Origin of the sequence: Polyangium sp. 15x6, assembly GCF_029960785.1 — a bacterium.
In the GTDB taxonomy this organism is placed as follows: Bacteria; Myxococcota_A; Polyangia; order Polyangiales; family Polyangiaceae; genus Polyangium.
The window spans coordinates 1-13,041 of record NZ_JASBQE010000033.1 but is presented as its reverse complement, the minus strand read 5'-3'; the positions used below and the strand labels follow the sequence as shown (position 1 = coordinate 13,041).

The window sequence follows — 13,041 nt, the reverse complement described above, 5'->3', positions numbered from 1 at the left end:
GAACTCATGGTAGTCTCACGCTGAACCATCATGCCCGGATGGGAGCTCCAAGACGGCGACAGGAAGATCGGCCCGATGAGCGAGGAGGCCGTGCTCTGGGCCATCAAGCGAGGTTTGCCTTCGTCCACGCGGGTGCGTCCCGAGGGGCAGGAGGCGTGGATCCCGCTCGACGATCATCCTGTGTTCGCGGACGAGCTCGTGGCACGGAGCACGCGCGAGGGACGGGCGCCGCGGCGCTTGCGCTGGCTCGCGTATACCAAGATGGAGCTCGTGCGCGTGGCCGTGGCGCTCGCGTCGGTCGTCGTGGCCGTGGTGGCGTATGGGCACGTCGCCGAGAACAAAGACGGGCTCGTGCGCGAGATCGAGGATCGCTTGCGCGAGAGCAGCGCGGAGAGCCCGTCCGCGGAGCCGGCGCGTCCTGTGGCGTCCGTGGAGTCGGGCGCGGTCGGTGAGGCGATCGAGGCGGCGAACGCCGCGCAGCTTTCGACGAGCGAGCGGACGCGATTGGCGAGCGCGGCGCTCGGGGACGCGCGGATGGACGGGCGCGCGGCGGTTTGCAAGGCGCGAGCGCTGCTCGAGACGCTGCCCGCGGGGGAGAAACGAAAACCCGAGGTGGCGCGGGCCCTCGCACAGCTCTCGTCGAAGGAGCTGCCGCTTTTGCGGGCCGAGCAGGCCGAGTTCGAGAAGACGCGCGGCGTCCTCTGCGGCGATGGGACGAAACCGAAGGATTGTCCGTGCCACGGGGCACACGAATCCTGTTGCGTGCTGCACAAGGGCGTGGCGCGGTGTGAGCCATTGCCTACGCGGATTCGCTGTCCGTAAGGTCCGAGAGAATTCCGCGCAACTGCCGAGGGCCTCGCGTCGATGAAGGGGCATGACGCGATGGTCAGTGCTCATGCTCGGGGTTTTTGGGGTGTCGGCGTGCCGGGAGCAGAATCCGTTGGAGGTGAAACATATTTCTCCCGCCGATGAAGTGTGGTATGGTGTAGGGTTTGGCCTGAACGGGGAGGTCGTGGTCTTCGATGGGAAGACCGGGGCCGTGACGAGCTCGGCCGAAGGGGGCGGAGGGACGCCGCGCGACGTGACGGTGGATCCGGACGGGGCGCGATTGTGGGTGCTCGAAGAAAATGAGGATGCGTCGGGCGGAGAGATCCGCGTGTGTGCACTCGACGCAGGCGCGGTGGGCCCGTGCCAGCACGCGGCGTGGGTGGATGGGGGCGCGGCGCTTTTCGCGGCCGACGAGGGGCTCTGGGTGTTCGAGCAGGCGACGTACGGGCCGCGGTGGAAGGTGCTGCGGGAAGGTACGATCGCAAAGGGTGTTTACGCGCCGCGGCCCGCTTCGGTGTGGAGGGAAGGGGACCGGGTCGAGGTGTTTTCCTACGGCGTGAGCGATGACCGATTGACGCGGCTGTCGGCGACGATGACGGAAGGCGGGTTGGTCGTGACGACGGGGCTCGACCTGGGAGAGCCGGCGCTCGCGCCGCCGACCGCGCGATTCGTTCCGCTGTCGGCCGAATCCGGGCTGCTCTGGGACGTGGTGGAAGGCGATGTCGCGATGCGAAAGGTGGACGCGGAGGGCGCGGAGGCGGCGGTGATGCTCGGGGTCGGGCCGGGGATCGAGCGGATCGAGGCGGCGGAGGTGCTCTCGGGGGCAGCGCTCGTGCTGTCGACGAATACGTTGTGGGTCGTGGAGCCGGGGGAGGAAAACGGAGGGCCGAGCGCGTCCGCGGTCGCGCTCGGGGGGAAGGTTCGTCGCGCTGGTACGTTTTTCTCGCGCGACCTGGTCACGGCCGGGGACCGGGCGCTCGTCGCGACCGACCAGGGCGTCCGCGCAATCGTGGTGGAAAAGGATGGCGGGTCTGTTTTCCTCGACGATCGGTTCGATGGCAGCTCGCTCCGGGGTCCGCTTTTGGTGGTGCGCGCCGCGAATTGACGCGCCGCGTGCCATCGAGATGTCACGAAAAACGGAGTGCGGTTCGGAGGGAAAACCTGTACATTCGACCCGTGGCATCCTCCCGAACCTTCGTCCTTTGGGCCCTTGGGTTGGTCTCGGTCGCGGGTTGTTCGGAAGAGCCGGTGCTTACGCCGAGCAACCCCCTCCCCGTGGACGTCGACGAGGGCAATGGGGGAAGCGGCGGCGACGCCGGGTCGGGCGGCGTCGGGGGCGCGGGCGGCGTCGGAGGAATGGGCGGCGTCGGAGGAATGGGCGGCGCGGGCGGAACCGGGGGCGGCGGCGCAGGCGGCGGCGCAGGCGGAGGCGGCGGCGGCGACGCCACCCCGGTCGAGACCGATTGTGTGGCCGACATGAGTCCGCCCGAGGTGTCCAAGGTGGGGATGCCCGGAAAGCTGCGCCTCATCGGGTGTGTGGTCACCCCGGACAAGGCATTCGCGGGCGAGGTGCTCATCGAGAGCGATACGCTGACGTGCGTGGGCCCATCGTGCGAGGACGCGCCGGGCGCCGCGGACGCGACGGTCGTCAAGACACACGGGGTCATCCTGCCGGGGATGATCGATACGCACAACCACATCCTGTTCGACATCTTCGACGAGTCGGACTGGAGCCCCTCGAAGCCGTACGGCAATCACAACCAGTGGCCGAACGAGCCGCGTTACAAGGCGATGGTCGACGCGAAGCAATACCTGAACGGCGAGGGGACGCCGAACCTCGACCCGGGCTTCGGCTGCGAGATGAACAAGTACGGCGAGATGAAGGGGCTCGTCGCCGGGACGACGAGCATCGCCGGCGCGGCGAACCCGATCGACAAGACGTGTTATGGGTCGCTCGCGCGGACGATCGATCAGAAAGGGAACGATCTCGCCGCCGACAAGGTGCAGGTCTCGACGCTGTTTCCGCCGTCGAGCGGGGATACGGTCTGCAGCAATTTCGTCGTCGACAAGACCGACGCGTACGTCATTCATTGCGGCGAGGGCGTGGACGAGACGGCGAAAAAGGAGTTCACCACGCTCGGGACGTCGACGAACCCGGACGGCTGCCTGTACGCGGCCGAGACGACGATCGTGCACGGGACGGCCTTCGGGCCCGACGAGTTCGCGGTGATGGCGGACAAGGGCATGAGCCTCGTGTGGTCGCCGCGCTCGAATGTGTTCTTGTATGGCGGCGGGACGGACCTGACGAAGACGACGGACGTGCCGCTGGCATTGTCGCTGGGCATCAACGTGGCGCTGGCGCCGGATTGGTCGCTCGGCGGCAGCCAGAATCTGCTCGACGAGCTGCGTTTCGCGAACAAGGTGGACAACGGGGCATTCGGGGACGTGATCTCGCCGGCCATGCTGGTCCGCATGGTGACGGTGAACGCGGCGAAGGCGCTGGGGCTCTCGGACGTGCTCGGGTCGCTGGAGGTCGGGAAAAAGGCGGACGTGACGGTGATCGCGGGGGATGCAAGCACGCCGTTCCATACGGTGCTCGCGGCGCGGCCGAAGGATGTTTCGCTCGTGGTGGTGAATGGCGTGCCGCTTTATGGCGACGCGGTGCTCGCGGCGCTCGGGCCCCAGGCGCCGGGCTGCGAGGCGCTCGATATTTGCGGGGCCGCGAAGTTCGCGTGCGTGGCCGAGACGGGCGGCACGACGACGAACAAGTTCGGGCAGACGTGGGCCGAGATCACGCAGATCCTCTCGACGGAGCTCGAGACGTACGACGGGATGAACCTGACCGAGTGGGATTTCGCGCCACTCGCGCCTCTCGTGAAATGCGAGTGATCGCTGAGAGGGTATTCCACAGGCTGCTGCGCGGCTCGATGCGTCGGTCGGCCTCGCTCGACGTACAGTGTACGCCTCGCTCGGCCTCCCTAGCCTCGAGCCGCTCGCGACGCCTGTGGCAGCACCCTCTCAGGCCGTCTTGCGGAAGACGAGCGAGTGATTGTTGGCAGGCATGGGGACGGTCTCCTCGTGCACGAAGCCGGTTTGTCGCGCCAGGCGCTGGAGATCGTCGAGGTCGCGCACGCCCCACGAAGGGTCCCTTTCCCGTAACGAGGCGTCGAAGGCCTCGTTGCTCGGGGCCGTGAACGCGCCCGAGAATCGATAAGGGCCGTAGGTGAAGAGCACGCCGCCCGCGGGGAGGATGCGCGCGGCGCCGCGGAAGAGGCCCTCGCACGCGCGGAAGGGGGCGATGTGGATCATGTTGATGCAGACGACGGCGTCGGCGCGGGAGACGGGCCAGGCGTCCTCGGAGGCGTCGAGCCGGAGCGGGCGGAGGAAGTTCGGTAGGTCGAGCTCCGCGCGGTACGCGTCGATGCTGGCGAGCGCGTCGGGATCGGGGTCCGTAGGCTGGAACGTGACGCGGGGGAGGTGGGCCGCGAAGTGCGCGGTGTGCTGGCCGGAGCCGCTCGCGATTTCGAGCGTAAAGGCGCCGTCCGGGAGGACGCGGCGGAGGATGTCCAGGATGGGATCGCGATTTCTCTCGGCAGCGGGGGCGCGTCGCTTCATGGGGGCTTCCGGGTGGTGTATCCTCGGGCGCGTGGAGCTTAGCAAGATGCGCGTATGGAAGGCAAAACGAGCTTTGTGGATCGCGGCCGTCGGGATGTCCTCCTTTGGCTGTCAGATCGTGGGCGGGCTCCCTTCCGAGCTCACGCTCGACGATGACCCCGGCAGCCTGCCGCCGCGCGATCCGCTGGTATGGGAGGCGACCGAGCCCGGGCCGGAGATGGTCTACACGATGCCGGATTGGCTCGAGTACATCAACCGGTCGGATACGCCGCGCACGTCGCAGATCGGGCCGAATACGCTGCGCATCGGATACCAGAAGAACGAGCCGCGGCCGCGCAACGTGGGGACGGGCTGGGGGCTCGCGATGGAGACGGAGCGGACGAATTTGAATCCGCTCAGTCGATGGGGAGGCGCCGGCTGGACCACGCCGGCCGAATCGATGCTGGCCGTGCCGGACGCGCCCGATCCCGCGGGGGGGATGGATGGCGTGTCCTTGATCTCCTCCGGAAAGCAGTCCTCCCCCGGGATCGAAGTGGATGGCACGATCGCGTCGGCGTGGATCATCGGCGCGCAGGGAGAGGGGACGTTCGCCTATTTTGCGTATGGCAATGCTTACGCGTCGGTGGGCGATACCGCATGGAAGCGGTACGAGGTGAGAACGTCCGAGGAGAAGCCCCTTCTTCGATTGACGACGGAGGCGATCGGGGCGGCGCCGGCCATCACGCAGCAGACGTCGGTGAACGTGTACGGGGCGCAGGTCGAGGTGGGGACGTATCCTTCGAGCTTCATTCCGACGACCGGAGCGCCGGTGCTTCGGGAGGCGGATCTCTTGAACGTCGAGATGGAGACGCTGGCCCCGTCGGGATATTTCGACGTGACGATCCGGTATGCGCCGCATTTCGCGCAGAACGAGCAGGTCGTCGATCACGATCTCGTCGCGCTGGAGGACGACAGCACGTTTTTCCGGATGAAGGCGGGAGGCACGCTGACGCTGCTCAAGGTGGGCTCGCCGGATAGCCTGCGGATCGAGGGGCTCGAATGGTCGCGGGATCAGGAGCTCGAGGTGCGGGTGCAATACCTGCCGAACCGGCGGCTGATCTCGATCAAGGGCGCGACGAAGGGGGACGCGACGGTATCGAAGCTCGGGCCGGTCGCGCCCGTGGGGAAAGATTCGACCGTGTGGTTGCTCGGCGACAATGACGGTCCGCAGGAGAGCGCGGATCTCCGGTACATCGAGATTCGATAGCGCCGAACGGAGGGGTCAGCGCAGGTAGAGCCAGAGCCAGCTCCCCGCGCCGAAGAGGACGCCCGTCCCGAGGATCACGCCGAATCCGCCGAAGAAGACCCATTGCCCGCGTTTCTTCTCCTGCGCGAGCCCCCACGCGATCGCGAAGAGGTGCGAGAGGACGAATACGACGCCCGCAGGCCAGGCGACGAGTCGGACGACGAGCTGGCCCATCGCCTCGGTGTCGTGTTCGATCGCGGAGAGGCGCTCGAAATGCAGGTGGATCGTGAGCGGCATCGAGGCGATGGCCCACACGAAGGCGAGGGGGTAGCCGAAGAAATGGCCGACGGCGAGGCGCTCGATGAAGAGGCGGATGCGAAACCGAGGCGGGGCGGGCGCGTTCACCGGGCGATGGGGAGCTTCCGGTATCGCGTGAAAAGAGCAGACTGGCGGTTCGCGAGGTCGACCTTCTTGCCACGAATGACGACCGCGAGCGGGCGTGAGGCGATTTCGAGGGGATCCCCGGACCAGACGACGAGGTTCGCGACCTTGCCAGGGGCGAGCGTGCCGTATTTCGCGCCGAGCCCGAGCGCCTCGGCCGGGGCGCGCGTAATCGCGGCAATGGCCGCCGCGTGCGGCAACCCCGCGCGGACGGCATTGCCGGCGACCTGGCGGAGCTTGCGCGCATTGTGCGTGTCGGCCGTGGTGATGACGACGGGGACGCCGGCCGCGTAGAGGAGCGCGGCGTTGTCGTCGCGCATGCCGAGGGTGTGGAAGCTCGTGGGGCCGGGTTCGAGGGGATTGACGATCACCGGGGTCTTCGATTCGGCGAGGCGTGGCGCGATTTTCCAGGCCTCGGCGCCGCCCGCGATGACGGGGCGGAGGCCGAATTCCTTGGCGAGCGCGACGGCGGCGAGGATGTCGGAGGCGCGCTCGACGTGGAAGACGACCGGGACGCGGCCGGCGAGCGCGTCGCCGACGGCTTCGAGGTCGAGGCGGCTCGCCGCGAAGGGGCGGCTTTGATTGCGCTCCCACGCGGCGCGGTTTTTCTGGAACGTACGGGCGTCGTCGAAGACCTCACGCGCGCGGAGCAAGGCCGCCGCAGGGCCGCCGCGGTCGCCGCCGAGGCTGCTGCCGTCGAGGTGGACGTGGAGCGCGAGGGGGCCCTGGGCGAGGGCGGATTCTCGGGTGTCGCCGTCGAGGTCGGCCCAGGCGGATTGTCCAGAAAAAACGCCGCCGAGAGGGACGACGGCCGCGGAGGTGACGCCCTCGGCGCGCGTGATGCCGACGACGGTGGAGGCGGGGTTGTAGCCGTCGGCGGCGCGGAAGGCGGCGCGAATGGGGTCTTTGCCGCCGCGATCGTCGTCGTGCGTGGAGTCCTCGAGCGAGATCTCGACGAGGCCGATGGACGTGAGCGCGTCGACGAAGCCGGGCGTGACGATGGCGCCCTTGGCGTCGATCGTGGTGACGCCGGGCGGGACGGCGAGGCCTTTTCCGATTTTCTGGACGAGGCCTTTTTCCACGAGGATCGTGGCGTCCTCGAGAATCTCGCCCGTGCCCGTGTGGACGCGTCCGCCGACGATCGCCATCGGCGCGGCGGCGGCAGGCTCGGCGGATTTCGCGGCCGCGGGCGCCGGAGCTTGCGCGGGACGAGGTTGCGCGAAGGCACCCGTCGTCGCGAGGACGGTGGTCAGGACGAACAGGGACGAGACAAACGTATTTCGGGGGTTCGTCACGGCGCACCTCCGGGCAGAAGGGTCGTGGGCCGGCCGGTATCCTGGCCGAGCTCGAAATCGCTCCAGGGTGGGCGCTTTTTGCCTTTTTGATGCACGGTGGCGCCGTCGATCCAGACCTCCTCGGCCGAGGCATAGACCGAGAAGGGATGGCGATCCCAGAGGACGACGTCCGCGTCCTTGCCGACTTCGAGCGTGCCGACGCGTTTCTCGATGCCGAGGGCCCAGGCGGGGTTGTACGTGAGCCAGCGAATGGCGTCCTCGTCCGTGAGGGTCATTCCGGCGCGCCGGCCGCTGGCGAGGGCCTTGCTCGCCTCCTGGTTCATGCGCTGGATGCCCTCGGGCGAGTCGGTGTGCACGATCGGCAGGGCCCCCGATTCCTGCAGGAGCGCGATGTTCTCGGGGATGCCGTCGTACGCCTCCATCTTGAAGCCCCACCAATCGGCCCAGGTGGAGATGGATACGTTCTTTTTCACGAGGATATCGCGGATCTTGTACGCCTCGAGCGCGTGATGGAAGCTCCGCACCTGGAAGCCGACCTCGTCGGCGAGCGAGAGCATGGCGAGCATGTCGTCCGCGCGATAACAATGGATGTGGACGAGGACGCTGCCGCGCATGGCGCCGATGAGCGTCTCTTTGGCCGGATCACGCGGGGGCGCGGCGCCCGGGTCGCTCGGCTTCGGGGGGTCGAGGGGTTTGTCCCAGTCTTTTTGCCATTCGGCGCAGGACGGGAAGTACGGGTCGTCCTGGCATTGCGCTTGCTGCTTCTTGCGGGTTTCGACCTCGGCCTCGTAGGCGGCGCGTTTCTTCTGGTCCTCGCGGATGCGGTTCGCCTCGGTGATGCGGTGACGTTGCCAGTCGTCCTCGTGTTTTTTTGCGTCGAGGAAGGCCTTGCGTTGCATGGCGAGGTTGCCCATGCGGGTGCCGGGGGCCGCGTGCCGGCCGTTGCCGTAGGTGCGCTTGGGGTTCTCGCCGCAGGCCATCTTGAGGCCGTCGGGCGCACCCGGAAAATGCATTTGTCGGGGCGAGAGGGCGGGCCGAAGCTTCAAGGTGACGGCGCGTCCGCCAATGAGGTTCGCCGAGCCGGGGAGGATCTGGAGCGTGGTGACGCCGCCGGCGACGGCACGCTCGATGGCCGGATCCTGAGGCCAGAAGCCGTCGACGGTCTGCACGTCGGGCGTGACGGGCGAGCTCGCCTCGTTGCCGTCGGAATGCGCGACCGTGTCCGGCATCGGATACACGCCAAGGTGCGAATGCGTGTCGATGATGCCGGGCGTGACGAATTTGCCAGCGGCGTCGATGACCCGCGCGCCTTCGGGCGGCGTGATGTCACCCTCGGCGACCTGGGCGATCTTGCCGTCACGCAGGAGAATGCTGCCGCGCGGGATGGTCTTGCCCGTGGCGAGCCAGAGCGTCGCATTGCGGATGAGGACCGGCGGCGACGCCGCGGCGGGCGTTTCGATGCCCGCGGCCGTGGAGGGGCGCGCTTCCCAGGGGAAGGGGACGTCGGGCGGAGGCGCCTCGGCCTGCGCAGGCGAGCTCGGAGGCGCGGAGGTCGAGGAGGAGGCGCAGGCGGGCAGGGCCAGGAGCAGCGGCGATAGGAGCCGGAACGCGCGGCGGGAAAACATCGCGCGGGACGGTATCACACCCGGACGAACGTGCGGGGCATACGCGGATCACCGCTTGCCGGGAGATCACGCCGCGGGGGCATTCTCCAGCGCGGGTCGTCGCGCCACGATGAGGACGTTGGAGAAGGGCGTGGAGCCCCACGCCGGCAGGATTTCGCAGTGGAAGCCGCGCGCTTCGAGGAGCGCGGCGATGCTCTGCGCAGGCCGGAAACGAACACGCTCGCCGCGGTTGAACCGTACGGCCGTGAAGATTTTTTCCTCGAGCAAGGTGGCGAAGCTGCGGAAGCCTCGCTCGGTGTCGGCCTCGCGGACGAGCAAGCGGCCGCCGGGTTTTACGTGGTCGGCGGCGCAGCCGAGGATCGCGTCCTGCTCTTCGATCGTGAAGTAGTGGAGGAGGTCGATGAGCAGGACGGTGTCGGCAGGCGTGGCCTCGAAGCGGCGCGCGTCCTCGCGAGCAAACGTGGCGGTGGCGGGGACACCACCCTCGGGGCGCGTGGCGGCGGCGCGACGCGCGGCCTCGATCTTGACCTCGTCCCAGTCGAGGCCATGCGCGCGCGTGGCGCGGCCGAGCTCGAGGAGGAGGATCGGGAGCTGGCCGCGGCCCGTGCCGATGTCGAGCACGTCGCCGAGCGCGCCGTCACGCGCGCCCTCGATGTCGGCGATGAGGCGGGAGACGGGATCGAGCGAGAGCTTGATGCGGACGTAGTGGAAGAGGCTTTTGTCGGCGGCGGAAGAGCTCTCGGGCGAGGCGAAGCGCGAGGCGACGCGCTCGGCGGCGACGATCCAGGGAGGCGCGCTCGTAGGGAGGCGGTAGGGCGGGAGCGCGCCGGAGGCAGGGCGAATGGCGCGTTTGGCGAGGACGAACGCGACGGTGAGGGCGAAGCCGGCGACGGCGAGGGCGAGTCCGACGAGCGGGGCGCCGACGAGCATGTAGGCGGCGAAGTCGGCGAGGGCGCGGTAGCCGGCCTCGATCGGATGATCGAGGCGGAGCCATGCGCCGGTGCGGAGGCGAGCTCCGACCTGGATCTCCGCGGTGATGAGGAAGGGCGCGAAAAAGGGGTTCGAGACGTTCGCCGCGGCGTACGCGAGCACGGCGTGCAGGCGGAGCTTCAGGCAGACGACGAGGACGAGGAGGAGGTGGAACCCGAAGACGGGCAGCGAGCCGATGAACAGGCCAAGTGCGACGGCGGCGCCGAGCCGCGCGGGAGAGAGGTCCTCGCCTTGGAGGTCACGGAAGGCGCGCCGGAGCTCCTCGCGCCAGAAGGAAAAGGTCGCCAAATGAGGTGGGGGGTTTGGGGGTGCAGCTCGGCTTGTCCGAGCGGAACCCCCGAGCGTCAGGGGTTTGGGGGTGCAGCTCGGCTTGTCCGAGCGGAACCCCCGAGCGTCAAGTGGGTGTTCGGGCGCCCTCGCGGGAGCGGCTGGTCTGCTTGGCCGCGCGCGCGTTGCGCTGGGCCTCGACCAGGCGAAGGTACATCTTCGCGCTCTTGTTGTCCGGGTCGACCGCGAGCGCCGAGCGGAAGCACGTGACGGCCTGATCGGCGCTGCCGAGGGCGAGCATCGTGAGGCCGAGCAGGACGTGGGCCGGGGCGTAACGCGGGTTCGCCTCGATCGCCGCGGTGTAGTGCTCGCGCGCGAGGGCGTGGTTGCCCTGGTCGCGGTAGAGGTTGCCGAGGCGAGCCTGCAAGTCGGGGAAACGCGGGCAGAGGTCGACGGCGCGGCGCAACTCCGCGATGGCGTCGCGAGGGCTGCCGGCGTCGAGGTAGGCCTGCGCGAGGTCCGCGTGCATGTTGGCGATTTTCCCGCGGACGAAAGGATCGGAGGTGGTGCCCGTGTGTTCCGACTGGATGCGCCGGTAGACCTCGCGCGCGGCATCGTAGTCGCCGAGGTCGGCGTGGGTGACCGCGAGGTTCATGAGCGCCTCGGTGTAGGCGGGGTTGATGCGCGCGGCGTTCGCGAAGTGAAACCGGGCGCCCAGGAGATCCCCGCGATCATGGAGGATCACGCCCAGCATGTCGTGCACGTCGGCGAGCTCGCCATGGAGCGCGAGCGCTTGTCTCAGGGCGGGCTCGGCGCGCTCGTAATCCCGTCGTTGGTAGTGCTCTCGCGCGACGCGGAGCAGGTCCTTGAGGCGCTCATCCATGCCGCGAAGTCTACGTCGGTCAGACCGGCTCGGCGATGCGGGCCAGCAAAAAAGCCTACGTTTTCCAATACTTCGACCGAGGCGGATGCTCGAACATGCGCATGCACGCCGCCCTTGCCGCCTTCGTCTGCTCGGGGTACGTGCATCCCGTGGCGGACGTCCCGGAGCCGATCATCCCCGTCGAAGAGCGCGCGGGTCCCCAAGCGCCCGAGCTCGACGACCTGAACGATCCGTCGCCCGAGCCGGGTGGGAGCGTCGCAGACGCTTCGAGATCCAAACGTCCGCGCCTCGTCGTGCCCCTGCGAAGGCGCGAAGCCGAAGGCCCGCCCGCCGCGCCACGAGGCCCGCTCTCGGGGCTCGCGGGGAGCGGCGCAGGGCCGTCGCCCTCGTCGGGGCTCGAAGGCCCGTCGGCGAGGCCGCTGCCGCGCGCACACGGAGGCGTGCACCTCACGCCGCGCATGACGGCGATCTTCGGGGGGCTCTTCGGGCTCGCGACGGTGACGTCGATCATCGCGCTCCTGATCCAGGTGGTGCCGCCGCGCAACGAGCGCGCGCTCATCGCAGGCGCCGCGCTCACGCACCAGGCCTCGACGCCGGAGAACGCACAAGGCGGTCCGAACGCGCTGCCGACGAAGAGGAAGCGCGAGCCGGTCCCGGGGCCGTGGAGGCTGTCGGAGCTCGCGAAGGATCCGTCGGTGCAGATCGTGTCGGGGACGATCGATCGCAAGAGCTTCGTGGAGGCGCTCGCGGAGAAGGACGTCCCGAAGGCCCAGACCTACCGGATCATGAAGGCCTTCGAGGGGACGCGGAAGTTCGACAAGTGCGGCCGCAAGGACAAGTTCTTCGTGGCGCTCGATCGCGCGACGAAGCGCGTGCGCGCCTTCGAGTACGAGATCTCGTCGCTCGAGGTCTACCAGGCGCGCGAGGATCAGAACGGCATCCTCACCGGCACGCGGCTCGACATGAAGGTCGCCGAGGCCGAGGTCGTGAGCGCGTTTTACGTGAGCAAGGATCTCGTCGCGTCGTATCAGGCCGGCGGCCTCGAGGACGGGATCATCGCGACGATCGACGACGCGCTCGGCGGTCGCATCTCGTCGGAGGCCTTCGAGGAAGGCTCCACGGTTCGTGTGATCGCGGTGGAGGAGACGGCGCTCGGGATGTTCGCGCGATACAAGAAGATCGTCGCGCTCGAGTACAGGCCCGTCGATCCCGCCGAGAAGCCGATCCGCATCTACTTCTTCAACGGGCAAGAGGCGCGCGGCTACTGGGACGATCGTGGCAAACAGCCCTACTCGGGCGGCTGGCGCTCGCCGGTCCCGGGCGCGCCGGTGACGTCGCACTTCAACCCGAAGCGGATGCACCCCGTGCTGAAGAAGCTGATGCCGCACAACGGCACGGACCTCGGCGCGCCGACGGGGACGCCGGTGTACTCGGCGTACAAGGGCACGGTCGACTGGGTGGGGCCCGCGGGTCCGAGCGGGAACCTGGTGACGATCATGCACCCGAACGGCGTGCAGACGGGCTACGCGCACCTCTCGCGCTTCGCGCCCGGCATCAAGGTCGGGATGAAGCTCGGCGTGCACCAGCTCGTGGGGTACGTCGGGTCGACGGGCCGCTCGACGGGCCCGCACCTGCACTTCAGCGCGAAGAAGGACGGCAAGTTCTTCGACGCCTTGACGCTGCAGATGGACGGCGAGCGCGTGCTGCCGCCGGGCGATCGTGCCGCGTTCCTCGAGGTGAAGGCGGAGCTCGATCGGCGCCTCGACGCGATCCCCTTGCCCGAGCCGCCGCCCGAGAAGCCCGCGCCCGCGGCCGCCGCGCCGGGCGCGTCGCCGTCGCCCGCGGGGAGCGCTGCGCCCGCTGTGCCGGGCG

The 13,041-nt window shown here is 68.8% G+C and carries 11 protein-coding genes; 5 read left to right on the top strand and 6 right to left on the bottom strand.

What is annotated here, in order from left to right; translation table 11 throughout:
- Window positions 1-30 precede the first annotated feature (30 nt).
- The 3 genes from QHF83_RS24070 to QHF83_RS24060 all read left to right on the top strand — a co-directional run bounded on the left by QHF83_RS24070 (window position 31) and on the right by QHF83_RS24060 (window position 3,717).
- Window positions 31-822 (top strand): hypothetical protein, encoded by a 792-nt coding sequence (locus QHF83_RS24070; RefSeq protein ID WP_282420260.1) that lies wholly within the window; start codon window positions 31-33, stop codon window positions 820-822.
- 124 nt (window positions 823-946) lie between these two features.
- Entirely contained in the window at window positions 947-1,933 is a 987-nt protein-coding gene (locus QHF83_RS24065; RefSeq protein ID WP_282420259.1) for a hypothetical protein, read from the top strand.
- A gap of 143 nt (window positions 1,934-2,076) precedes the next feature.
- Entirely contained in the window at window positions 2,077-3,717 is a 1,641-nt protein-coding gene (locus QHF83_RS24060) for an amidohydrolase family protein (RefSeq protein ID WP_282420258.1), read from the top strand.
- 129 nt (window positions 3,718-3,846) lie between these two features.
- Here QHF83_RS24060 and QHF83_RS24055 read toward each other — a convergent pair whose 3' ends face one another.
- On the bottom strand, window positions 3,847-4,443 hold the full coding sequence (locus QHF83_RS24055) for a DUF938 domain-containing protein (protein WP_282420257.1): 597 nt from the start codon (window positions 4,441-4,443) through the stop codon (window positions 3,847-3,849).
- A gap of 31 nt (window positions 4,444-4,474) precedes the next feature.
- Here QHF83_RS24055 and QHF83_RS24050 point away from each other — a divergent pair, with 31 nt between their 5' ends.
- Window positions 4,475-5,689, top strand: a complete 1,215-nt coding sequence (locus tag QHF83_RS24050) for a hypothetical protein (RefSeq protein ID WP_282420256.1) — start codon at window positions 4,475-4,477, stop codon at window positions 5,687-5,689.
- 15 nt (window positions 5,690-5,704) lie between these two features.
- Here the strand turns inward: QHF83_RS24050 and QHF83_RS24045 are convergent, their stop codons facing one another.
- From QHF83_RS24045 to QHF83_RS24025, 5 genes are all read right to left on the bottom strand, one after another.
- Window positions 5,705-6,073 carry a hypothetical protein gene (locus QHF83_RS24045; protein ID WP_282420255.1) on the bottom strand — a complete coding sequence of 123 codons (369 nt, stop codon included), beginning with the start codon at window positions 6,071-6,073 and terminating at the stop codon, window positions 5,705-5,707.
- Entirely contained in the window at window positions 6,070-7,404 is a 1,335-nt protein-coding gene (locus QHF83_RS24040; protein ID WP_282420254.1) for an amidohydrolase family protein, read from the bottom strand. Before QHF83_RS24040 ends, QHF83_RS24045 begins: the two co-directional genes overlap by 4 nt.
- The gene (locus QHF83_RS24035; RefSeq protein ID WP_282420253.1) at window positions 7,401-9,029 is read right to left on the bottom strand and encodes an amidohydrolase; all 1,629 of its coding nucleotides are present in this window, start codon (window positions 9,027-9,029) and stop codon (window positions 7,401-7,403) included. The genes QHF83_RS24040 and QHF83_RS24035 overlap by 4 nt, the downstream gene beginning before the upstream one ends.
- 66 nt (window positions 9,030-9,095) lie before the next feature.
- Window positions 9,096-10,307, bottom strand: coding sequence for a DUF2062 domain-containing protein (locus tag QHF83_RS24030; RefSeq protein WP_282420252.1), 1,212 nt, complete (start codon window positions 10,305-10,307; stop codon window positions 9,096-9,098).
- A 106-nt stretch (window positions 10,308-10,413) separates the two neighbouring features.
- Complete coding sequence (locus tag QHF83_RS24025; protein ID WP_282420251.1) at window positions 10,414-11,169, bottom strand: tetratricopeptide repeat protein; 756 nt, start codon at window positions 11,167-11,169, stop codon at window positions 10,414-10,416.
- A 95-nt stretch (window positions 11,170-11,264) separates the two neighbouring features.
- On the opposite strand from QHF83_RS24025, the gene QHF83_RS24020 reads away from it, so the two are divergent.
- The coding region (locus tag QHF83_RS24020; RefSeq protein WP_282420250.1) for a M23 family metallopeptidase at window positions 11,265-13,041 on the top strand (1,777 nt) is incomplete at its 3' end.

Excerpts from the sequence above, each read along its gene's own strand:
- QHF83_RS24035 (WP_282420253.1), bottom strand. The coding sequence starts at position 9,029 with ATGTTTTCCCGCCGCGCGTTCCGGCTCCTATCGCCGCTGCTCCTGGCC.
- QHF83_RS24055 (WP_282420257.1), bottom strand. The coding sequence starts at position 4,443 with ATGAAGCGACGCGCCCCCGCTGCCGAGAGAAATCGCGATCCCATCCTG.
- QHF83_RS24025 (WP_282420251.1), bottom strand. The coding sequence starts at position 11,169 with ATGGATGAGCGCCTCAAGGACCTGCTCCGCGTCGCGCGAGAGCACTAC.
- QHF83_RS24070 (WP_282420260.1), top strand. The coding sequence starts at position 31 with ATGCCCGGATGGGAGCTCCAAGACGGCGACAGGAAGATCGGCCCGATG.